The organism is Herbaspirillum sp. Her2 (assembly GCF_057961375.1).
Genome location: NZ_CM176331.1, coordinates 1,333,384 through 1,354,763, shown reverse-complemented (window position 1 = coordinate 1,354,763; position 21,380 = coordinate 1,333,384). Strand labels below are relative to the sequence as shown.

The following is a 21,380-nucleotide window of genomic DNA, read 5'->3' as shown; positions in this document are numbered from 1 at the left end:
AATTTCCATCTGACATGAAAATCACGCTGTCGCGTTGCAGCGACGTTGCGCGCAGGATGACAAAGCCCTGAGCTTGCGGTAAGGTTGCTACAAAACAAACGGTGAACGTGGCTGGCGCAGCGGCCATTGATCAGCGCACAACAAGGGCACAAAGCAAGGACAAGCGCCAACAAAGCGCAGCAGGACACGAGGTGGCATACTGACACCTCGCGTATCACGAAGTGGGGGCATCCACGTAATTTTGGCGTAAGCGCGATCACACCGTGTGAACGCGCGCGGCTTGCCGCACTGACAAGGGCTATCCACCATGCCCGCGTCAGCCGCCGCCGTTCCGCTGGCAGGAACGTGCCGATTGCGTGCGAGGGCTGTCGAAACGGTCGTCCGGCATCTTTCCGGGCCAAGGGACGTGCAGCAATCTGCTGCCTAACGACAGGTAATGTGATAGTGGGTCACATGGGAAAACAGAACAAATCGCCAGGACGCCCAGGCTACACCCTGAAAACCTTGCTGCTGTTCGTCGGCTTCGTCGGGTCGTTCATTGTCGTGCAGACCTGGTGGGAAATCCGCCAGGACCGCCAGCTGACCATCGATGCCGAGCGCGCCAGCTCGATGGCGGCCGTGCGCAGCGTGCAGGAACACGCTGAACGCATCTTCGGCGAACTCGACAAGTTGCTCTGGTCCGCCGCCGAGCAAATCCACGTCGCCGGCCCCGACCTGCTGGACGACGACCAGGCGCTGTACCGACTGCTGTCGGACACGCAACAGCGGCTGTCCACCGTGATGGTGCTGCGCTACATCGACCGCAACGGCAACACCCGTGCCAGTTCGCTGCGCCCCTTCGACACCACCAGCATCCCCGAAGACCACAAGCTGACCCACGTGGACGGCAATCCGGCCCGGCCCAACCTGTTCGTGGGCCAGCTCATGCGCAGTCGCTACAACCGCGACCTGGTGCTGCCGGTGGCCATGAATCTCTACGACCGCAGCAGCCGCCCGATCGGCCTGCTGGTGGCCGAACTGAAGGCTGCAACCTTCTTCGACTTCTACAAGCGCATCACCAATTTCGAGGCCATCGTCTCGCTGCGCACCGACAGCGGCTCGATGATGCTGCGCTCGCCTTTCGAAGAGCGCTGGCTCAGCGTCAGCCTGGCCGATGCCAAAAGCATGGCACGCATCCGTGCCGGGGCCGAGGAAGGGTCGTTCGAAGAGATCTCGCATCTGACCGGCGAACCGCTGTCGTTCTCCTACAAGCGCCTGGACAAATGGTCATTGGTGGCGGTCTATGCGCGGCGCATGGAAGACGTGCTCTCGCCATGGCGCAGCCGCACCGAAAACCGCATCCTGCTGACCACCGGCATCCTTGGTTTCATCCTCATCGCGCTCATTGCCTTCCTGGTGTACTACCGCTACCAGCGCCGCCTGGATCACGCCCTCTCGAGCAGCGAATACCGCTACCGCAAGCTCTACGAAGAAGGCAGCGATCCCATCGTGCTGATCTCCTCGGAGCTGCGCTACCTCGACTGCAATGCGGCCGCGCTGCGCTTCTTCGGCGTGCCGGACAAGGACCGCATCATCGGCCGCAAGGTCGGCCTGTTTTCTCGCCACAAGGCGCGCCAGCCCGACCAGCCGGACATCGATGAGCTGGTCGGCCGGGTACTCGCGGGGCAACCCCAGCAGTTCGAATGGGTAACGGTCCGCCGCAACAAGATCATCCATACCGACGTTACCCTCAACCGCGCCGAATTCGATCGTGGCTATGCGATCTTCGCCATCCTGCGCGATATCAGCGCCCGCAAGCGCGCCGAGCTGCTGCAGAGCGAACAGAACCGGGTGCTGCACATGGTAATGGCCGACGATGACCTGGACGGCATCCTCAACGAGATCATCGGCTTTGCCGATGCGCAGATTCCTTATGGGGCCAGTTGCGTGATGCTGGTCAATGAGCAAGCCTCGCATTTCACTTCCGTGCTGAGCAAGCGCTATCCGCCACGCCTGCTGCGTGCCTTGCAGGGCATGCCGATCCGTCATGGCTGCGGCGTCGGCGCTGAAGCGGCTTTGCGGCGCGGACCCTGCATCGTCACCGACATCGCGCGCGATCCGGTGACCGAACACCTGCGGGTGCTCATCGATGTAGAGATCTACCCGTCCTGCGGGGCCTGGCCCATCATGGGCAAGGAAGGCCAATTGCTGGGCGTGTTCGCTGCCCTGCTCAAGGAAAACCAGGCCCCCAGCAATGAATACCTGCAGCTGGCCAACATCGCCGCCGACCTCGCCAGCGTGGCCATCGAGAGCCGCCGCGCCGACGAGCGCATCCGCCACCTGGCGCACTATGACGAGCTGACCGGCCTGCCCAACCGCTTCCTGTGCACCCAGCACGTTTCCAATGCCATTACCCACGCCGAGCACCGCAACGGCATGGTGGCCGTGCTGCTGATGGACCTGGATCGCTTCAAGAACATCAACGATACCTTCGGTCACGAGGCCGGCGAAGCGGTGCTGCAGGAGATCGCCCAGCGCTTCCGCAATACCCTGCGCGAGCTGGATATCCTGGCGCGCGTGGGCGGCGATGAATTCATCGTGCTGGTGGATGACTTCGACGATCCGCTGCAACTGGGCGAGATTGCACAGAAGCTGCTCACCGAGGCGCGCAAGCCCTTCATCATCGACGGCCAGGAAGCCATGCTCTCGGCCAGTATCGGCATCGCCACCTATCCGGGCGATGGCGACAATGCGCAAACGCTCATCAAGAATGCCGACATTGCCATGTACCGCGCCAAGCACCATGGCAAGGATGACTATCGCTTCTTCTCCGACGAGGTCAACACCAATACGGTAGAGCGCATCGCGCTGGAAGCCGAACTGCGCCGCGCCATCGAACGCGCCGAGTTCGTGGTGCACTACCAGCCCAAGATCAACCTGGCCACCGGCGGCATCGTCGGTGCGGAAGCCCTGGTCCGCTGGCAGCATCCGGTGCGCGGCCTGGTGCCGCCCGGTGAATTCATCCCGCTGGCTGAGGAGACCCGCCTGATCGACCAGATCGGCCTGGTGGTGCTGGACGTGGCCTGCCGCGACATCGGCCTGATGCTGGAACGCGAACTGGTGTGCGGACGCATCTCCATCAATCTGACCGGCAGCCAGTTCGGCGATGAACGTCTGCTGGAAGACATCAAGAGCGTGGTCCAGCGCCACGGCACGCCACCGGCCTGCCTGGAGTTCGAGATCACCGAAAGCATGGTGATGCACAACCGCGACCGTGCGATCGCGATCATGGATGGCATCCGTGCAGAAGGCTTCACCATTTCCATTGACGACTTCGGCACCGGCTATTCCTCGCTGGCCTATCTCAAGCGTTTCCCGGTCAATACGCTGAAGATCGACAAATCCTTCATCAACGACATTCCCGACGATGCCAACAGCAGCGCCATCGTGCAGGCCATCATCGCCATGAGCCATGCATTGAACCTGAAGGTGGTGACCGAAGGCGTGGAGACGGAGAAACAGTTGCAGGCGCTGCGCGAGTTCGGCTCGGATGAGTACCAGGGCTATTACTTCAGCAAGCCGGTTCCCTATGCGCAGTTCCTGCAGATGCTGGTGATGCAGCAGGAGCTCACGCGCCAGTCCAGCCAGATGCTGGTGACCGAGGGCGATCCGCCGTGAGCGCGCGACTGCTTGCCGCCGGCTTCAGGACTGGCGTGCGGCCAGCCGGTCGACCTGATAGAGCGAGGGGAACAGGCGCATCCACAGCAGCACGATCAGCAGCGTGCCGATCCCGCCGATGAGCACGGCCGGCACCGCACCGAACCAGGCGGCGGTGAGGCCCGATTCGAATTCTCCGAGCTGATTGGACGTTCCGATGAAGACCGAATTGACGGCCGAAACGCGGCCGCGCATGGCGTCCGGCGTTTCCAGCTGAACGAAGGACGAGCGCACCACCACGCTGATCATGTCGGCTGCGCCCAGCACCGCCAACGCGGCCAGCGACAGCGGGAAGGAGCGTGACAGGCCAAACACGATGGTGGCCAATCCGAACACGGCCACGGCGATGAACATGGTGCGCCCTACCCTGCCGCCCAGCGGAAAGCGCGCCAGCAGCAGCGCCACGATCAAGGCCCCGGCCGCCGGTGCCGAGCGCAGCAGACCCAGGCCGACCGCACCGGTATGCAGGATGTCGTTGGCGAAGACCGGCAGCAAGGCGGTAGCACCGCCCAGCAGCACGGCAAACATGTCCAGCGAGATGGCACCGAAGATGGCGGGCTTGCTGCGGATGAAAGCCAGTCCTGCGAACACCGACGACAGACTGGCCCCGGTCGGCTTGGCCGGTGCAGTCTGGGCCGCCGCGACCTGGGCCGGACGCCGGATCAGCGACAACAATACGCTGCATGCAATGAACAGCGCGCAGCTGCTGGCATACACCACCGCTGGTCCCGCCACGTAGAGAAAGCCCCCCAGCGCCGGGCCGATGATGATGGCGAACTGGGTCGCCGAGGCCGAGCCCGCCACCGCGCCCGGCAAGGCCTTGGGCGACATCAGGCTGGGCAGCAGCGCCGACATGGTCGGCTTGGAAAAGGCCCGGCCCGCACCGATGATGGCCACGATCACGAAAATCATCTCGCGGCTGAGCCAGCCATGCAGGCTGCCCAGCGCCAGCGTGGCGGCAGCGGCGGCTTCCACCAGCGAACTGACGCGCGCAACGTTGCGGCGATCAAAGCGGTCGGCCACATGGCCCACCACGAACACCAGGATCAGCGACGGAATGAACTGCACGAGGCCCACGATACCAAGATCGAAGGCGCTGTGGGTGAGCTGGTAGACCTGCCAGCCAACCGCCACGATCTGCATCTGCAGGGCAATGGTGGATGCGACGCTGGCGCACCAGAAGAGCTTGAATGGGGTGTGATGGCGCAGGGATTCGGCGGCTTCATCAGGGGGGATGCTGGGGGAAGGAACTGACATGTCTCGTGGATGGGAAGGAAGTGTTCTGGCGTTATCGAGTCCGGGCACTGCAAGCGGCAACCGGCCTGGCGCGAGCGGTCTTGGCGCCGCTGCGGCCCTGCCCTGCAAGGCAGGACGAGCGCCGCTATACTACCCGATCCCGCGCCAGCCGGCAGGACACGCCCCGGTCCCTGCCTGCGCATCACAAGGAGAATCCGCATGCAGTACCGCCAACTCGGCCGCACCGACCTGAAGGTCAGTCTCATCACTCTGGGTACCATGACCTGGGGCGAGCAGAACACGGAAGCCGACGCCCACTCGCAACTGGACTACGCCGTCGAACGCGGCATCAACCTGATCGACGCCGCCGAAATGTATCCGGTCCCGCCCAAGGCGGAAACGCAAGGACTCACTGAACGCTATCTCGGGACCTGGCTGAAGAAATCCGGCAAGCGCGACCAGTTGCTGATCGCCACCAAGTGCACCGGCCCCGCCCGCAAACCACACAACCCGCGCCACATCCGCGGCGGCGACAATGAGCTGGACCGCAAGGGCCTCACCGATGCACTGCATGGAAGCCTGGAGCGCCTGCAACTGGATCACGTGGATCTGTATCAGTTGCACTGGCCCGACCGCAGCGTCAACAGCTTTGGCCAGTTGGGCTACGAGCATGTGGAAGATGAAACCACGGTGCCCATCGAAGAGACGCTGACGGTGCTCTCTGAATTCGTGAAGGCCGGCAAGATCCGCACCATCGGCTTGTCCAACGAAACCGCCTGGGGCGTGGCGCAATTCCTGCGCGCGGCCGAGCAGCATGGACTGGAGCGCATCGTCACCATCCAGAATCCGTACAACCTGCTCAACCGCAGCTTCGAAGTGAACCTGGCTGAATTCGCCCATCGCGAGCAAGTCGGCCTGCTGGCCTACTCGCCGCTGGCTTTCGGCATGTTGAGCGGCAAATACCTGGAAGGGGCACGTCCTGCAGGCGGACGCCTGACGCTGTTCGAACGCTTCGTGCGCTATAACAATCCACAAGCGGAAAGCGCCACCGCGCAGTACGTCGCACTGGCGCGCCAGCACGGACTGGATCCGGCGCAGATGGCGCTGGCCTACGTCAACAGCCGCCGCTTCCTGACCTCCAACATCATCGGCGCGACCACGCTGGAACAACTGCGCAGCAACATCGACAGCGCCCAGGTGCAACTGAGCGACGAGGTGCTGGCGGGCATCGAAGCCATCCACCGCAAGCAGCCCAATCCGGCGCCCTGAGCCGAAACGGGCGAACCGCCAAAGCAAAAAAAATGACCGGCTTGCCGGTCATTTTTTTTGTTGGCGGATACAGCGCCCGGGACTCTCAGTCGCCGCCACTTTCAGTAGCCACGGCCGCCTTCACCTGTTCGTCACGCGCACCATACCGCGCAGCCATGACGGCACACACCATCAGCTGGATCTGGTGGAACAGCATCACCGGCAACAGCACCATGCCGATGGCACCGCTGGAAAACAGCACCTTGGCCATGGGCACGCCCGAGGCCAGGCTCTTCTTGGAGCCGCAGAAGACGATGGTGATCTCGTCCTCCTTGTTGAAGCCCAGGCGGCGGCTACCGAAGGTGGTCAGCCCCATGATGATGGCCAGCAGCACCGCATTGATGACCAGCAAGGCCACCAGCATCGACACCGGCACCTGGTGCCACAGGCCCTGCACCACTGCCTCGCTGAAGGCCACATAGACCACCAGCAGGATGGAGCTCTGGTCGACGAACTTGAGCCAGGACTTGTTGCGCTCGACCCAGCGGCCGATGAAGGGACGCGCGATCTGGCCGGCCACGAAGGGCAGCAGCAATTGATAAACGATTTTCAGGATGGAATCGAGCGAAGAATGCCCGCCGCCATCATGGGCCACCACCAGCACGCCCACCAGCAGCGGCGTGAGGAAGATGCCCAGCAGGTTGGAGGCGGACGCCGCGCAGATCGCCGCCGGCACATTGCCGCGCGCCACCGAGGTGAAGGCAATCGAAGACTGGACGGTAGAGGGCAATACGCACAGGAACAGCAAGCCCAGATACAGCTCGGGCGTGATGAATTGCAGCAGCACCGGCTTCAGTGCCAGGCCGATCAGGGGGAACAGCGCAAAGGTACACAGCAGCACGGTGACGTGCAGCTTCCAGTGCGTGAACCCGGCCACCACGGCTTCCCGCGAGAGCTTGGCCCCGTGCATGAAGAACAGCAGGCCGATCATGAACGTGGTCAGCCCGTCGAAGGCCTCGGCCACCTGGCCGGTACAGGGAAGGAAGGATGCGGTCAGCACGACGGCCAGCAGCATCAGGGTCATGTTATCGGGCAGGAAGCGGGGACGGGCCATGGCGGTTTCGTTGTTGTCGTGATCGGGAAACCCGCAAGCTTATGTATACATAGGCTGCGGGCAAACCGCCATTCTACGTGAGAGCGGGCCCGGCTTGCAGGGCTCCGCTCAGGATGCAGGCCAGGATCAGGCCTTGCGCACGAATTCGGTCTTCAGGCCCATGGAGCCGAAACCGTCGATCTTGCAGTCGATATCGTGGTCGCCCTCAACCAGGCGGATGTTCTTGACCTTGGTGCCCATCTTGACCACGCCACCGCCGCCCTTGAGCTTCAGGTCCTTGATGACGGTGACGGTATCGCCATCCTGCAGCACGTTGCCCGAGGCATCGCGCCAGACGCGGGCCTGCTCGGCGGGAGCAGCCTGGGCACTCCATTCGTGGCCGCATTCGGGGCAGACGAACTGGCTGCCATCCTCATAGGTGAATTCGGACTGGCATTGGGGACAGGCGGGCAAGGTGCTCATGTAAATTAAACTCCGGCAATTGGCTTGAAAAGGCAGCGATTGTACTGCTTCGGTCGCCAACTTCACATAGCTTGCGGGACCCAAGATCAAATAAGACGCAAATAAAAATGGCAGGCTTGCGAGCAAGCCTGCCATTTTCCTTCATATCACGGCTGCGGAAGACGCTTTACCAGCCCCAGAACATCAGCCACCAGGCGGTATTGACCAGCGCCAGGCCACCGATCAGCGGCAGCATCGCCAGCACTTGCTGAACCCAATGGGTGGCATGGCGCGCCACCACTTTCCAGCACAGCCACAGGCTCCACAGCGTCATGACCGTCAGGAGCGCCGCGCGCACGTCATTGGCCCAATAGACCGGCCAGTGCTCGGCCCGCAGCAGGCTGATGGTGGTCGCCGACAGGCCGATGAAGACGCCGCAGCCCGCCAGCGGTATCAATGCCTGTACCAGGTGGTTGAAGCGGCTCCACTCCCACTTGCCCAGCAGGCGCGTGGCCAGCCCGAACATCAGCGCCACCCCGGTGCCCAGCACCAGGCCGGTGGCGAGAATGTAGCCCACGACCATGGCGCCATCGAGCCAGGTGAAGACATCGCTTTGCTGCGGGTAATTGGTCAGCAGCCACCACGGTGCCTGGGTCCCGAAAGGCCACATGATGTCGCGGTCAATCAGCCAGGTGGCGATGTCCTGCTTGATGGCGATGAACCAGGGGCTGACCGTCCAGTGGAAGGCACCGATGGCGATGCCCAGCAGGCCGTAGAGCACCAGGGCGCTTTCCCACAGGTTGTTCTGAGTCTTGCCGAAGTGCACCACCTCGACGGCAGGCGGACGGAAGCTCAGGGCAATCGCATCGCGGTGGCCACTGCAGCGGCCGCACATATGGCAGTCGGAAGCACCCTTCATATTGCGCAAGGGGACCAGCGGCGCGCAATTGATGGGAATGATCTTGTGCTCGGGATGATAGGAGGCGCGCCATGCATCTTCGTTCACTTTGTAGTGAACCGGGGCCAGTTTGGCCAGCAGGCCGAAGACGCCATTGACCGGGCACAGGTACTTGCACCAGACGCGCTTGTCGCGGCCATAGAGGTAGCCGATGATCATGGCACCAACGGTGGAGCCGCCCAGCACCAGCAGCACCGCCTTCGGATACTGGTACACGCTGACCATCTGGCCATAAACGGTGGTCAGGGCGAAGGCCACGAAGGGCCAGCCGCCCCAGCGTACCCATTTGGGAATCGCACGTCCGCGTCCATGGCGGCTGGCGAACTCGGTCAGCGCCCCTTCCGGGCATAGAACGCCGCACCACACACGGCCCATCAGCACCATGCTGACCAGCACGAAGGGCCACCAGATGCCCCAGAAGGCGAACTGGGCGATCAGGGTGAGGTTGGACCAGAGATGCGCGGTTTCATCAGGCAGCGGGAGGAACACCGGGACCAGGATCAGCAGCGCATAGACAGCCACCACGATCCATTGCAGGCCTCGGATGAATGCGCCATGACGGCGCATCCAGTCTCCGGTACGCGTGAGCAGAGTCGGCGATTGCGTACAGGTTGTCATGAGGTTCAGACGGCTTCCTGCCTCTTGCTCTTGAGCTGAGGCTGGGGTTTTCGATAAAGGAACGAACATACCACGACCCAGTAGAGGGCGTAGACGATCACCGACAGCAGCGCCGGACGGGCGCGGTAGCCGGTCAGGGTCGAGACCAGGCTGCCCAGGGTGGTGGAGTCATCCAGCAGCGCCGAGGTATCCCAGATCTGGCCAGTCAGGGTCATGGTCCAGTTGGCCGAGGCCAGCATGTCGGAGCTTTCCAGCAATACGTCGAACAGCTTTTCCACGCCGGTGACCAGCAAACCGGCCGCCAGCAACAGCAGAATCACTTCGGTGACCTGGAAGAAACGCCGCCAGGAGAAAATCTTGCCGCCCAGCTGCAGAAGATAGAAGGTCAGGAAAGCCAGCCCGAAACCGATCGCGCCTGCCAGCACCAGCGACGCCGTGCTGGCATCCTGCTGGCCCAGGCCAATGCCGTACAGGAAAACGGCAGTCTCGCTGCCTTCGCGGGCGATCGCCAGCATCACCAGCACGAACACGCCCCACCAGTTGCCGCTTTCATAGCTGGACTGCATGGAGCTTTCCATCTCCTTCTTCAAGGTGCGGCCGTGCTTGCGCATCCAGAACACCATCTGCACGATCAGAACCGCCGCAATCAGGACGATGGCAATCTGGAAGTAGGTCTGGGCGTCGCCCGAGAGCAGTTCCGAAAAGCCCAGCAGCGCTGCACCCAGGGCACCCGCCAGCACCACGCCGGCAACCACGCCGCCCCACAGATAGGGAATGCCGCGCCGTGCGCCGACATCACCGTTCTTCAGCCAGGCATACAGAATGCCGACCACCAGAAGCGCCTCGACGCTTTCGCGCCAGACGATGAACATGACCTGTCCCATGAAACTCTTCCCTTCCTGAAAACCTGGACTTCCCTGCTTCGATACTGCTTGCGCGCATCCCCTCTTACTTGGCGACGATCACGCCGGGCGGCATGTTGAGGTGGAAGTCATCGAAAAACTTGTATTCGCCCGGACGCAAGGGAGCGATCACCACGAAGGACTGGGCCCCCGGTGCCAGCACCTTTTCCTTGCGCAGTTCGACGCTTTCGAACTCGGCAGCAGACTTGCCGATGTTGTGCACTTCGATCTTGATGCGCTGTCCGGCCGGCACCTCGATGCGCGGCGGGATGAGCTTGCCATCCTGCATCTCCAGCTTGAAGGTCAGCAGGTCGGAAGCGCTGGCCTGCACGGCGCTGCCCAGCATGGCCATCGCAGCCAGGGACAGGCAGATCAGTCGGACGATTCTTGCGATCATGAAAACTCCGGAACTCTCAAAACGGTGAAGCCGGTCCGCCATCACGGCGCGGACCGGCATCGCATCACTGCAAACGTGCGGTCTGAATCAAGACCAGGCGACCTGCTTAGTAGCCACCCTTCTTGCCGATACCGGCGAAGGTGAAGTCGTAGTTCAGCTCGAAGGTCTTGAACCACGGACCGACGCCGGTTTCCTTGTCGACGTGACGGCCGAAGTGGGCGTGTTCATTGGCTTGCGGCGAGGAGATCGTCAGCTTGAGCTTGTACTTGCCCGGGCCTTCCAGCTTGACGTTGTCGCCGTAGTGCGGACCGTCGTTGGCCACCATGGGCATCATGTCGCCCTTGATGGACTTGGTGGAACCGACCTTGGTCAGTTCGTACTTGATGACCATGTAAGGCATCCAGTCGCCTTCGGCGAAACCATTGGGGTTCTTGGCCACGGCGCGGATATCGGCTTCGAGGTGGATATCGGATTCCTCTGCCTTGCGCATCATGCCGTCCGGCTCCATCTTCACCGGCTGCAGGTAGACGGCGTTGACTTCAAAGCCGTTCTGGATCTGCGGCTTGCCGATGGGGTATTCGGCGGCCGAAGCGGTACCTGCAAAGCACAGTCCGAGTGCTGCGGCGACCGCCAGTTTCTTGAAACCGATCATTGCATATTCTCCTGGTGACAAATGATAATGATTAGCATTAAGTATATCACCCTTTGAGGCAGCCGACGCCGCACCTTAGTGCAATCCTTCACAGCAATGCTGACCAAAGCGCAAAAACAGGTGAAGAATGAAAAACCGCCCGGCGTTGAAACCGGGCGGTTTTTCAGGGTGCGGAGTGCGCCGGTAGCGGCAGGCTGCCACCGGTGCCGGCTTCAGAATCCGGGAGTCAGGATTCGGAACTCAGCGCTCAGAATTCTTCCAGCTCAGGGACTTGGCCGGACGCTACCGGCGCTCGCGGAGCCGCAACGGGCTTCACATCCACGCTGCGCACCGGCATGGCTGCGCGCCCCTCCAGCTGGAAGACAGCGACCACGCTCTCCAGCTTTTCAGCCTGGCCCTGCAAGGCCTGGGCTGCTGCGGCCGCCTCTTCCACCAGCGCCGCATTCTGCTGGGTGCCCTGGTCCATTTGCGAAATGGCCTGGTTGACCTGGGTGATGCCGGCGCTCTGCTCCTCGCTGGCGTCGGCGATGTTGCCCACGATCTGGGTCACGCGCTGCACGCTGTCGACGATATCGCTCATGGTGGCGCCCGCCTGCTCGACCAGCTTGCTGCCGCTGCCGACCTTGTCCACGGAGTCGTCGATCAGCTCCTTGATTTCCTTGGCAGCGGCGGCCGAGCGCTGCGCCAGCGAACGAACTTCAGAGGCAACGACGGCAAAACCGCGTCCCTGCTCTCCGGCACGGGCCGCCTCCACTGCCGCATTGAGCGCCAGGATATTGGTCTGGAAGGCAATGCCATCGATGACCGCAATGATGTCGACGATCTTGCGCGAGGAGGCATTGATGGAGTTCATGGTATCGACGACCTGGCGCACCACGTCACCGCCTTGCGAGGCGATGTGCGACGCCGATTGCGCCAGCTCATTGGCCTGACGGGCGTTCTGGGTGTTCTGGAGCACCACCGAGGTCAGCTCCTCCAGGCTGGACGCGCTTTCCTCCAGCGCTGCCGCCTGCTGTTCGGTACGGGCCGACAGGTCGGCATTGCCGGCGGCAATCTGGCGCGCCGCCACGGTTACCGAATCGGTCGAGGTACGGGTCGTCGCCACCACATCGACAATGCGGGCCAGCAGCTTGTTGAAGGCAGCAGCGGTGCGGCCGATTTCATCCATGCGTTCCACCGGCACCGGACGCGACAGGTCCAGCGTCTGGCTGACATGCTCGAAGGTCTGCTGGATCTTGCCCAGGCTGCGCGTGACGCTGCGCAGGGTGCGGATGCCCAGCACGCCGGTCAGCAGCACCGCCACCACGATCACGGCGATCATCGCGCGCAATGCGAAGGCATAGGCGGCATCGCTCTCCTGCTTGAGGGTATCGATCATCTGGCGACCCACCAGAATGTGGTCGTCGAAACCCTTTTTGGCAGCAGCCGCCGACACCGCCAGCGGTGTCCCGGCCTGCAGCGTGGCGCGCACGCCGTCCATGTCATTGGCATAAGCCGCGGCGAAGAATGGCACCAGAGCCTTGCGGTAGGCCTCGATGTTGGCCTTGTCGGCCTGGATCAGGGCGCGGTCCTTCTCATCGAAGATGAGATCGCGCTCATAGTGGGCGAATTCCTCATCCAGCGCCTTGTTGGAGGCATCGACCGCCTTCTGCAACGCGGTCTTGTCGGGCAGGTTGGCAAAGACCGAGAGGCGATAGCCGGCCAGGCGTGAATCGGCCAGATAGCCCTTCAGCAGGTTGAGGCTGTCCATGCCCGGAATGATGCGGTTCTGGATCAGTTCCAGACGCTGCTGGGCGCGCTGCAATTGCCAGAGTCCGTCGGCACCGACGAACAGCAGCGCCAGCAGGGCTGTCGAGAGAGTGAGGATGAGGCGCTTGGTAATGGTCATGATGGAAAATTCACCGGAGAAAGGAAAGCGCGCCGCAGCGCGCCGGTTCAGCTACGCAACAAAACAAGGAGATGAAGAAACAGGCCCGCTGGCCAACCCGCCCGCCTACGCGGCCAGCGGCGCATCCTGCGCCACGGCACCCAACAGCTCGCCGTGCTGGCGACAGAAGTCGACGCCGGCGCGATATCCCACGCCGAACAGCAGCTGCATGTTGGAAGCGGACCAGTCCAGCACCTGCGGCCAGTGATCCTGCGGCACACCGGCCATCAGATCGACCTTGAGCACCTGGCGCAGCGGCGCGCCGGTCGCGGGATCACGGTTGTGTTCCAGCTCGAAGAGACGCTGCTCGGTCTGGGAGATCTTGACCAGCGGCGTGATGATGGAACGCACCCAGGCGTCATACAGGTTGCGCGGCTTGCGGATCAGGCGATCCTCGCCCAAGATGTCCAGCACCACCAGAGTATCGACCTCACCGGCCGGCGCCACGCCGGTGGCCGGATCGGTGATGAAAGGCGTGAAGTTGAGCGTATCGAGCGCCGCGCCTTCGATGTAGTGCTCGCCATCGATCTCGGTGGGTGCATACAGGAAGGGAAAGGACAGCGAGGCCCGCACATGCGCCGCCGTGATCTGCTCCTTGCTCCAGATCTGCATCTGGTGGCGGTCGAGGTTGTAGGCGTTGATGTAGAACTCGGGGCGCATCTGCGGCACCGCCGAAAAATCGATCGATTGCTCGAGGAAGGGAAGATGGGCGCACAGTCCCAGGCTGCCCGAATGCAGGTCGGAAGGTGACAAGGCCGACATCATCAGATGCATCCAGTCATTCCACTTGGCCGAGGCGTCGGCGAAGTGTTGATTGAACATGGCGGCGAAGGGCGAGGCGGCCAGGCCCGGCATCTGCTGCCATTGCGCCAGCATGGCATCGCGGTAGTTCTCCGCCTGCGCCCCCGGCTTTTTGAAGACCTTGTAGTTGACCGGGAACAGCTTGTAGATGCTGTCGGCCACACCCACTTCCGCCCATTGCATCAGTGCGTCCTGCGGCGCGGCGTCGCGTGGTGCGGTCGCCAGCAAGCCCATGAGCACCCCGGCACCGGAGGCCGAGATGACATCGAACTCCACCCCTTCCGCGAGGAAGGCCGCCAGTGCCCCGGCGATCAAGGTCGAATTGGGCGCCCCGCCCCCGATGACCAAGGCCTTTCTGTTTCGTCGTGGCGACACCTTCATTGCACTCCCCTTGTTGAATGCCTGTCCTGATTTTTTTGGATTTTTTGTGCGACGCACCGGAAGCATCGCCGCCACGTACGCGATGACGGTTTACGACGTAATTTCGTCTCAAGCTGTGACGCGGCTGTCAGGAATATAGCCGAGCAGCAATGAAAAAATGCTGCAGTGCGAGATTTTATTCACGCATATCTGGCATTCAGAAATTGAATGATCCAGTATCGAGGCCGAGGAGCGCGGCAAAAGGCGTCGGGAGGGGGCAGTCAAGCTTGCGTTGTAATTCTCACGTAAGCTCACTGCGGTATCACGCGCTCGCGGCGGAATGCGTCGTATCGGGGAGACTCAAGCACTGCCGGGCTTGGCGAGCGTATTCAATAATGGATTTCTGCACCCTGCTATGTCAAACTTGCCGGAAATCAGAAATGCAACATTCAAAAAACAATACCCAGTCCCGCACATAACGCATGTCTCGCCCCAGCATATTGATGGTCGATCCCAGTCCGGAGTCGGTGGAACTGGCGCGCTTCAGCCTTTGGCGCAGCAAGCTGGAGTGCGACTTCGGCTGGTTCGAAGATGCGGAACGGGCCATGGAATCGCTGTTCAGCCCGCAAGCACAACACCACCCCGACACCCTGCCCTGCCTGATCCTGCTGGAACCCCGCCTGCCGCGCATGGAAGGCCTGGACCTGCTGCACATGCTGCGCAGCCAGCCACATACGCAGGCCCTCCCGGTCATCATGTTTGCCACGTCCTACGACGAAACCGACGCCACCCGCTCGCGAGAAGCGGGGGCCAATGACTATCTGGTCAAACCGGTGGATGCAAGGGAGTTCATGCAGTTGATCAACCAGACCGTGAATTACTGGCTGCAACATCCTCCGGTGACAACAGAACCAGGCTGATCCTGCGACGACACCCTGCCGGCCGCACGGAGCGGCACCACAGAGAAGACACCGGAAAAACAAAAACGGAAGCAGAAAAGACAAAAGGGTCCATCTTGCGATGGACCCTTTAAATCTGGTGCGGCTGGCAGGAATCGAACCCACGACCCCTTGGTTCGTAGCCAAGTACTCTATCCAGCTGAGCTACAGCCGCGAAAAACAAAATTATAGCAGCATGTTTTCCCGTTTGGGAAGGCCCTTTTTGAAATTTTTTTGCCTGACGAGAAATTCGGCTTTTCTTCCCTCTTCATCCGATGGGTCCTGAACGCCACGGCCACCGAACGCCAACGGCGCATCTACGCTATTGATGCAGGATGGATGACCAGCCGGTCCCTCACAGCTATTATGAAGGAATATTCACCACCGTTGACCTGATCCGCCCCGAATGTCCGATCCAGCTGCCCCCGCCCTGTCCGCCGCTTTTCGCCTACGTGAAGAAGAACGCACGCGCATCGCCCGCGATCTGCATGATGAGCTGGGCGCGCAGCTGACCGGCATCGGCATGGCGCTGGGCCAGTTGCGCGAACAGCTGGCCTTGGAGCGCCATGCCGCCCTGCCCCAAGCCGACTACGCGGCGCAATTGCTGCAGCAGGCACGCGAGGGCATGGAGCGCATCATTGACGATCTGCATCCGCCCATCGTCGAGTTCGGCCTGGCCGATGCCCTGCGCTGGCAGTGCCGCCACTTCAGCCGCCAGAGCGGAGTGGATTGCCGGTTCCTGGCCACGGATCAGTTGGCAGTACAGGACGACTTCCTGGTACTGAGCCTGCTGCGCATCCTGCGGGAGGCACTCAACAATATTGCGCGGCACGCTGCCGCCAGTCAGGTCGAGGTTCGCGTGGAGCAGACCGGCGACAGCCTGCATCTGCACATCGACGACAACGGCCGTGGCTTCGACCCCGCCGCTACCGGGCGCGATGGCAGGCGTGGCCATGGCCTGGGCAACATGCGCCAGCGCGCCGCAGCCCTGGGCGGCAGCGCCGCATGGGAGGCGCGCGCAGGACATGGTTCTCGCGTACATATCTGCATACCTGTCGCACACTGAATGAACGCTATAGAATACGCCCTCGCCTTCAGCAGCATGCAGCAAGGCTTCCAGAGGAGTGTCGCCGTCCGCCCATGAGCAAGAAATCCACCGCCGCCATCAAGGTCCTGATCGCCGACGACCACGCCATCGTGCGCGAAGGCCTGCGCCAGATCTGCGCCGGCAGCAAGGACATCGTCGTGGCCGGCAATGCCGCCAACGGGCTGGAGGCCATCAAGCTGGCCCGCGAAGGCAATGGCGATGTCATGTTGCTGGACATCGTGCTGCCCGACCGCAGCGGTATCGATATCCTCAAGCAGATCCGCAAGGAACAACCGGACCTGCCGGTGCTGATCCTGTCCATCCATCGCGAAGACCAGTACGCGATCCGCTCGCTCAAGGCGGGGGCCGCCGGTTTCCTGAACAAGCAGGCCAGCCCGGGTGAGCTGCTGGCCGCCATCCGCCAGGCGGCGGCCGGGCGCAAGTACGTGAGCCCCTCGCTGGCGCAGGAACTGGCCAACCAGATCGGCTTCGACCACGACACCCCGCTGCATGAAACCCTCTCCGACCGGGAATACCAGACCATGGTCATGATCGCCTCCGGCAAGACCGTCAGCGACATCGCCAGCGAACTGCTGCTGTCGGTCAAGACCATCAGCATGTATCGCTCGCGCGTGCTGGCCAAGATGAAGATGCGCCACAACGCGGAACTCACCCACTACGCACTCAAGAACAATCTGGTCGAGTAAGCCATCGCCACGCTCCCGTCACGCGGGAAGCGCTGGCTTCCCAGTTGGAAAGGGGCTTTTCTCCTCCTATTAAATGCATCCAGAGAACAGGCGCTGACGTACAATTAGTTGTCATTTTTGCCTCTCCCTTCCGGGCGAGCGGCAACGGACTGCAACTGAGGGGGGAGACCAGGCTGCGTCCGCACGATGATCGGGGTGGAAGGCCGTGCTCAAGCAATGCCTACCTGCGCCGATACCGTAGGAAATTCCCCGTGGCACACAGACAATCACACCAACAATACAGTCACCAGCCGGCATGTCCAAGAAACCGACCACGCTCACGCCCGTCGAGATCGCCCGAGAAGCTTTCCAGAGGCTTGGGGCGCGTCGCATCTCGCCTACCCCGGATGCCTATCGCATCGCCTACGAGGAAATCCAGGGGGGCATGCCCGGCGTGACGGCCGAGTCGGCACTGAGCACCTTCGCCACCAAGCTCTCGCGCCAGCCAGGGGAAAACGGATTGCTGGGCACGCGCCTCGTGCGCGCCCGCGAGAATGGCGACTGGACCGAGTTCGAGCGCCAGTTGATCGAGTTCGCTGACGCCAACTGGCAGAGCCGACCCATCGTACCGGCCAAACCGGCCGTGCCGCATGGTGAACTGGTGCCGATCGATCTGGAACGGCAATTCATCCGCGACAGCATCAAGGAGAAGATGCTGCGCGAAATGCTGGCGCGCATCCTGGTCTTCAACCTGCCCTCGCTGCTCTCGACCGCACCGGAACTGGCCAACGAGTCGCGCAACAGCGGCCAGGATCTCAAAATGGCGTTCTCCGAGCAGGCGATGAACGAGATCATCACCCGCGTCAAGCAGCTGAGCTTCCAGATCGAGCTCAAGACCGACGACATGGCCCAGCAGCAGGAATTGCTGATGCGCCTGTTCCAGCTGCTGCTGGAAAACATCAACGGGCTACTGGAACAAGGCTCCTGGCTGTCGAGCCAGATTGAAACCGTGCAAAGCCTGATCGCCGGTCCGCTCAGCAATACCTCGCTGGCCGACGCCACCAAGAACCTCAAGGAAGTGATCTACAAGCAGGGCCTGCTGAAGAACACGCTGTCCGAAGAAAAAGTGGTGGTCAAGAACATGATGCTGACCTTCGTGGACCGGCTCTCGGCCATGGTCTCCACCACCGACAACTACCAGCGCACCATTCGCGGCTTCTCCCAGCAGATCAGCCAGGCCGGTAACATCGCTGACCTGAACAGCGTGCTCAGCGAAATCATGACCGAGACGCAGAAAGCCCAGGAAGAAGCCACCCGCTCGCGCGACGCCATGGTCGATGCGCGCCAGGAAGTGGAAAAAGCCGAAGAACGTATCCAGGCGCTGGAACAGCAATTGCAGCAGATGGGTGAACTGGTGCGCGAAGACCAGTTGACGGGCAGCCTCAACCGGCGCGGCATGGATGAATCCCTGGATCGCGAGATCGCCAACGCCCTGCGCCGCGAAACGCCACTGTGTGTGGCCTTGCTGGACCTGGATGATTTCAAGCGCATCAATGACACGCATGGTCACGCCACCGGCGACGAAGTGCTGGTGCACCTGGTGCAGGTGATCCGGGAAACCTTGCGCAAGCTGGATGTGATTGCGCGTTTCGGCGGCGAAGAGTTCGTCATCCTCATGCCGGAGACCAGCCCGCAGGATGCGGTGCAGATCATCACCCGCGTACAGCGCGAACTGACCAAGCGCATCTTCATGCATGAAAGCCAGCGCCTGCTGATTACCTTCAGTGCCGGCGTGTCGGTCTATCATCCCGGCGAGAGCCAGGCCGAATTGCTCAAGCGCACCGACGTGGCGCTGTACAAGGCAAAGAATGCCGGCAAGAACCGCATCGTCTTTGCCGATCCGCCGGCGGACGCTCCCAGCCTGCCGTCGCCGGACTGAAGGGATCCGCTGCCGGCGCTTCAGCGCCGCATGTCCGCCAGCGCACGCTGCCAGCTGCGCCAGCCGGCCATCGCCATCAGCACGAACAGTGCGTACAGGATGGCGGTGAGCGTCAGGTGCTTGTAGAGATACAGGCCGACGTAGAGCACGTCCACCGCGATCCAGACCAGCCAGTTTTCCAGCTTCTTCCGAGACAACAGGAACTGCCCGACCAGGCTGCCCGCCGTGAGGAAGCCATCCATATGCGGCACATCGGTGTCGGTATAACGCTGCAGGAACCAGGACAGCAGCAGCCACCCGCCCAGCCAGGCGACTGCCATGATTGCCCAGCCACGTGCGGCCAACTGCGATACCTGCAAAGCCTGGTGCTGGTCGCCGCCACGCAGCCACTGCGTCCAGCCCCATACTGACACTGCCACGAAGACGAACTGCAAGCCGGCGTCGCCATAGAGGCGCGCATCGGCGAAGACGGCCGCGTACAACAACGAAGAGAGAATCGAAAACAGCCATGCCCAGTGATTCTGGCGAATATTGAGCCAGACCGTGATCACGGCCAGCGCGAAGGAGACCAGTTCCAGTGGCGTGGTGCTCAGGCCAAGCCACACCAGCGGGGTATCAGGACGCATGTGAAGGAAAAAACTGCAGGTGCTCAGCGCGAGGCGACACGGCCACCGGCGGCGGGCGCATTGGCCGGCACGGAGACACTGTTGGGCTGCCCGGAACCAGGCATGTAGGGATTCGGATTGACGGCTGCCGCAGGCTTGCCGGAGCTGCCATCGAGCAGCTGAATGAAGATTTCGTTCTGGCGGATCATGCCCAGCTCAAAGCGTGCACGTTCCTCGACGGCCCCCTTGGACTGCTTCAGGTCGTCCACTTCAGAGGACAGCTTGGCGTTGCGTTCCTTGAGTTCGTCGTTCTTCTTGTGTGCCAGTTGAACCTGGCGGTCGAGCTCCCAGACCTTGAACCAACCACCCTTCCCCAGCCAAAGAGGATACTGGATCACGACCAGCAGGAAGGACAGGCAAAGGATGATCAGGCGCATAGCCGGGAGCTCTCGATGCGGTGCCTGCCTTCAGGGTCGGCACCGCAAGCTTGTTTACTTCAGGTTGTAGAACGCAGCGCGGCCGGGATAGCTGGCGATGTCGCCCAGATCTTCTTCGATACGCAGCAGCTGGTTGTACTTGGCCATGCGATCCGAACGCGACATGGAGCCGGTCTTGATCTGCAGAGCGTTCATGCCCACGGCGATATCGGCGATGGTCGAGTCTTCAGTTTCGCCCGAACGGTGCGAGATCACGGCGGTGTAGCCGGCGCGCTTGGCCATTTCGATGGCGGCGAAGGTCTCGGTCAGGGTGCCGATCTGGTTGATCTTGATCAGGATCGAGTTGCCGATGCCCTTGTCGATGCCTTCCTTGAGGATCTTGGTGTTGGTGACGAACAGGTCGTCGCCCACCAGCTGCACCTTCTTGCCCAGGGTTTCGGTCAAGAGCTTCCAGCCGGCCCAGTCGTTCTCGGCCATGCCGTCTTCGATGCTGATGATCGGGTACTTGTCGCACCACGATGCCAGCAGGCCGGTCTTTTGCGCCGGGGTCAGCACCATGTTTTCACCGGCCAGGTGATAGTTGCCGTCCTTGTAGTACTCGGAAGCGGCGCAGTCCAGGCCCAGTGCAATCTGGGTGCCCGGCTCGTAGCCGGCCTTCTCGATGGCTTCGATGATCAGCTTGATGGCTTCTTCGTGGCTCGAGACGTTCGGGGCGAAGCCGCCTTCGTCGCCGACGGAGGTGGCGAGGCCGCGGTCGTGCAGGATCTTCTTGAGGGTGTGGAACACCTCGGCGCCGTAGCGCAGGGCTTCACGGAAGCTCGGTGCGCCGACCGGGATGATCATGAATTCCTGGATATCCAGGTTGTTGTCGGCGTGGGCACCGCCGTTGATGACGTTCATCATCGGCACCGGCATCTGCATGGAGCCGCTGCCACCGAAGTAACGGTACAGGGGCAGGCCCGATTCTTCGGCAGCGGCCTTGGCCACGGCCATCGAGACGGCCAGCATGGCGTTGGCACCCAGGCGGCTCTTGTTCTCGGTGCCGTCCAGGTCGATCAGGGTGCGATCCAGGAAGGCTTGCTCATTGGCGTCCAGGCCCATGATGGCTTCCGAGATCTCGGTGTTGATGTTTTCGCAGGCTTGCAGCACGCCCTTGCCGAAATAGCGGCTCTTGTCGCCGTCGCGCAGTTCGATCGCTTCGCGCGAACCGGTGGAGGCGCCCGAAGGCACGGCAGCGCGGCCCAGCACGCCAGATTCCAGCAGCACGTCGCATTCCACGGTCGGATTGCCACGCGAGTCGATCACTTCGCGGCCGATAATATCAACGATTGCACTCAT

The 21,380-nt window shown here is 62.1% G+C and carries 18 protein-coding genes and 1 tRNA gene; 6 read left to right on the top strand and 13 right to left on the bottom strand.

Annotated features, from left to right (window positions below; translation table 11 throughout):
* Window positions 1–453 precede the first annotated feature (453 nt).
* Window positions 454–3,657, top strand: coding sequence for an EAL domain-containing protein (locus tag ACWHXP_RS06165; RefSeq protein WP_489634229.1), 3,204 nt, complete (start codon window positions 454–456; stop codon window positions 3,655–3,657).
* 24 nt (window positions 3,658–3,681) lie between these two features.
* On the opposite strand, the gene ACWHXP_RS06160 is transcribed toward ACWHXP_RS06165, so the two are convergent.
* Window positions 3,682–4,953 (bottom strand): MFS transporter, encoded by a 1,272-nt coding sequence (locus ACWHXP_RS06160; protein ID WP_489623079.1) that lies wholly within the window; start codon window positions 4,951–4,953, stop codon window positions 3,682–3,684.
* A 198-nt stretch (window positions 4,954–5,151) separates the two neighbouring features.
* Here ACWHXP_RS06160 and ACWHXP_RS06155 point away from each other — a divergent pair, with 198 nt between their 5' ends.
* Window positions 5,152–6,201, top strand: a complete 1,050-nt coding sequence (locus tag ACWHXP_RS06155; RefSeq protein WP_489634230.1) for an NADP(H)-dependent aldo-keto reductase — start codon at window positions 5,152–5,154, stop codon at window positions 6,199–6,201.
* A gap of 85 nt (window positions 6,202–6,286) precedes the next feature.
* Here the strand turns inward: ACWHXP_RS06155 and ACWHXP_RS06150 are convergent, their stop codons facing one another.
* The 8 genes from ACWHXP_RS06150 to ACWHXP_RS06115 all read right to left on the bottom strand — a co-directional run bounded on the left by ACWHXP_RS06150 (window position 6,287) and on the right by ACWHXP_RS06115 (window position 14,371).
* Complete coding sequence (locus ACWHXP_RS06150) at window positions 6,287–7,294, bottom strand: bile acid:sodium symporter family protein (protein ID WP_088753629.1); 1,008 nt, start codon at window positions 7,292–7,294, stop codon at window positions 6,287–6,289.
* Window positions 7,295–7,420: 126 nt separating this feature from the next.
* A complete protein-coding gene (locus ACWHXP_RS06145) occupies window positions 7,421–7,756 on the bottom strand; it encodes a zinc ribbon domain-containing protein YjdM (protein WP_034330597.1) in 336 nt (111 codons plus the stop codon).
* Between the two features lie 166 nt (window positions 7,757–7,922).
* Window positions 7,923–9,260, bottom strand: a complete 1,338-nt coding sequence (locus ACWHXP_RS06140; protein WP_121041658.1) for a 4Fe-4S binding protein — start codon at window positions 9,258–9,260, stop codon at window positions 7,923–7,925.
* Window positions 9,261–9,316: 56 nt separating this feature from the next.
* On the bottom strand, window positions 9,317–10,195 hold the full coding sequence (locus tag ACWHXP_RS06135; protein ID WP_134222675.1) for an FTR1 family iron permease: 879 nt from the start codon (window positions 10,193–10,195) through the stop codon (window positions 9,317–9,319).
* A gap of 64 nt (window positions 10,196–10,259) precedes the next feature.
* Window positions 10,260–10,610, bottom strand: a complete 351-nt coding sequence (locus ACWHXP_RS06130) for a cupredoxin domain-containing protein (protein ID WP_039785565.1) — start codon at window positions 10,608–10,610, stop codon at window positions 10,260–10,262.
* A 106-nt stretch (window positions 10,611–10,716) separates the two neighbouring features.
* Entirely contained in the window at window positions 10,717–11,262 is a 546-nt protein-coding gene (locus ACWHXP_RS06125; RefSeq protein ID WP_039785564.1) for an iron transporter, read from the bottom strand.
* Between the two features lie 247 nt (window positions 11,263–11,509).
* Complete coding sequence (locus ACWHXP_RS06120; protein WP_489634231.1) at window positions 11,510–13,150, bottom strand: methyl-accepting chemotaxis protein; 1,641 nt, start codon at window positions 13,148–13,150, stop codon at window positions 11,510–11,512.
* A 105-nt stretch (window positions 13,151–13,255) separates the two neighbouring features.
* Window positions 13,256–14,371: a patatin-like phospholipase family protein gene (locus ACWHXP_RS06115; protein ID WP_121041664.1), complete on the bottom strand. Its 1,116-nt coding sequence runs from the start codon at window positions 14,369–14,371 to the stop codon at window positions 13,256–13,258.
* A gap of 461 nt (window positions 14,372–14,832) precedes the next feature.
* Between ACWHXP_RS06115 and ACWHXP_RS06110 the strand changes: the two genes are divergently transcribed.
* Window positions 14,833–15,270 (top strand): response regulator, encoded by a 438-nt coding sequence (locus tag ACWHXP_RS06110; protein ID WP_489634232.1) that lies wholly within the window; start codon window positions 14,833–14,835, stop codon window positions 15,268–15,270.
* A gap of 116 nt (window positions 15,271–15,386) precedes the next feature.
* On the opposite strand, the gene ACWHXP_RS06105 is transcribed toward ACWHXP_RS06110, so the two are convergent.
* Window positions 15,387–15,463: transfer RNA gene (locus ACWHXP_RS06105), tRNA-Arg, on the bottom strand.
* Window positions 15,464–15,694: 231 nt separating this feature from the next.
* Between ACWHXP_RS06105 and ACWHXP_RS06100 the strand changes: the two genes are divergently transcribed.
* The 3 genes from ACWHXP_RS06100 to ACWHXP_RS06090 all read left to right on the top strand — a co-directional run bounded on the left by ACWHXP_RS06100 (window position 15,695) and on the right by ACWHXP_RS06090 (window position 19,000).
* Window positions 15,695–16,354 carry a sensor histidine kinase gene (locus ACWHXP_RS06100; protein ID WP_489623083.1) on the top strand — a complete coding sequence of 220 codons (660 nt, stop codon included), beginning with the start codon at window positions 15,695–15,697 and terminating at the stop codon, window positions 16,352–16,354.
* A 74-nt stretch (window positions 16,355–16,428) separates the two neighbouring features.
* Window positions 16,429–17,082 (top strand): response regulator, encoded by a 654-nt coding sequence (locus tag ACWHXP_RS06095; RefSeq protein ID WP_121041669.1) that lies wholly within the window; start codon window positions 16,429–16,431, stop codon window positions 17,080–17,082.
* Window positions 17,083–17,377: 295 nt separating this feature from the next.
* Complete coding sequence (locus ACWHXP_RS06090; protein WP_489634233.1) at window positions 17,378–19,000, top strand: GGDEF domain-containing protein; 1,623 nt, start codon at window positions 17,378–17,380, stop codon at window positions 18,998–19,000.
* Between the two features lie 20 nt (window positions 19,001–19,020).
* On the opposite strand, the gene pnuC is transcribed toward ACWHXP_RS06090, so the two are convergent.
* From pnuC to eno, 3 genes are read right to left on the bottom strand one after another with little or no spacing between them, the layout of a single operon-like run.
* Window positions 19,021–19,626, bottom strand: a complete 606-nt coding sequence (gene pnuC / locus ACWHXP_RS06085) for a nicotinamide riboside transporter PnuC (RefSeq protein WP_134135877.1) — start codon at window positions 19,624–19,626, stop codon at window positions 19,021–19,023.
* Window positions 19,627–19,649: 23 nt separating this feature from the next.
* Window positions 19,650–20,042 carry a cell division protein FtsB gene (ftsB, locus tag ACWHXP_RS06080; RefSeq protein ID WP_121041673.1) on the bottom strand — a complete coding sequence of 131 codons (393 nt, stop codon included), beginning with the start codon at window positions 20,040–20,042 and terminating at the stop codon, window positions 19,650–19,652.
* Window positions 20,043–20,096: 54 nt separating this feature from the next.
* Window positions 20,097–21,380 (bottom strand): phosphopyruvate hydratase, encoded by a 1,284-nt coding sequence (gene eno / locus ACWHXP_RS06075; RefSeq protein ID WP_039785546.1) that lies wholly within the window; start codon window positions 21,378–21,380, stop codon window positions 20,097–20,099.

What these genes read in the sequence shown, in the direction of transcription:
- ACWHXP_RS06165 (WP_489634229.1), top strand. Translation starts at nt 454, where the DNA reads ATGGGAAAACAGAACAAATCGCCAGGACGCCCAGGCTACACCCTGAAA.
- ACWHXP_RS06160 (WP_489623079.1), bottom strand. Translation starts at nt 4,953, where the DNA reads ATGTCAGTTCCTTCCCCCAGCATCCCCCCTGATGAAGCCGCCGAATCC.
- ACWHXP_RS06155 (WP_489634230.1), top strand. Translation starts at nt 5,152, where the DNA reads ATGCAGTACCGCCAACTCGGCCGCACCGACCTGAAGGTCAGTCTCATC.
- ACWHXP_RS06150 (WP_088753629.1), bottom strand. Translation starts at nt 7,294, where the DNA reads ATGGCCCGTCCCCGCTTCCTGCCCGATAACATGACCCTGATGCTGCTG.
- ACWHXP_RS06145 (WP_034330597.1), bottom strand. Translation starts at nt 7,756, where the DNA reads ATGAGCACCTTGCCCGCCTGTCCCCAATGCCAGTCCGAATTCACCTAT.
- ACWHXP_RS06140 (WP_121041658.1), bottom strand. Translation starts at nt 9,260, where the DNA reads ATGCGCCGTCATGGCGCATTCATCCGAGGCCTGCAATGGATCGTGGTG.
- ACWHXP_RS06135 (WP_134222675.1), bottom strand. Translation starts at nt 10,195, where the DNA reads ATGGGACAGGTCATGTTCATCGTCTGGCGCGAAAGCGTCGAGGCGCTT.
- ACWHXP_RS06130 (WP_039785565.1), bottom strand. Translation starts at nt 10,610, where the DNA reads ATGATCGCAAGAATCGTCCGACTGATCTGCCTGTCCCTGGCTGCGATG.
- ACWHXP_RS06125 (WP_039785564.1), bottom strand. Translation starts at nt 11,262, where the DNA reads ATGATCGGTTTCAAGAAACTGGCGGTCGCCGCAGCACTCGGACTGTGC.
- ACWHXP_RS06120 (WP_489634231.1), bottom strand. Translation starts at nt 13,150, where the DNA reads ATGACCATTACCAAGCGCCTCATCCTCACTCTCTCGACAGCCCTGCTG.
- ACWHXP_RS06115 (WP_121041664.1), bottom strand. Translation starts at nt 14,371, where the DNA reads ATGAAGGTGTCGCCACGACGAAACAGAAAGGCCTTGGTCATCGGGGGC.
- ACWHXP_RS06110 (WP_489634232.1), top strand. Translation starts at nt 14,833, where the DNA reads ATGTCTCGCCCCAGCATATTGATGGTCGATCCCAGTCCGGAGTCGGTG.
- ACWHXP_RS06100 (WP_489623083.1), top strand. Translation starts at nt 15,695, where the DNA reads ATGTCCGATCCAGCTGCCCCCGCCCTGTCCGCCGCTTTTCGCCTACGT.
- ACWHXP_RS06095 (WP_121041669.1), top strand. Translation starts at nt 16,429, where the DNA reads ATGAGCAAGAAATCCACCGCCGCCATCAAGGTCCTGATCGCCGACGAC.
- ACWHXP_RS06090 (WP_489634233.1), top strand. Translation starts at nt 17,378, where the DNA reads ATGTCCAAGAAACCGACCACGCTCACGCCCGTCGAGATCGCCCGAGAA.
- pnuC (WP_134135877.1), bottom strand. Translation starts at nt 19,626, where the DNA reads ATGCGTCCTGATACCCCGCTGGTGTGGCTTGGCCTGAGCACCACGCCA.
- ftsB (WP_121041673.1), bottom strand. Translation starts at nt 20,042, where the DNA reads ATGCGCCTGATCATCCTTTGCCTGTCCTTCCTGCTGGTCGTGATCCAG.
- eno (WP_039785546.1), bottom strand. Translation starts at nt 21,380, where the DNA reads ATGAGTGCAATCGTTGATATTATCGGCCGCGAAGTGATCGACTCGCGT.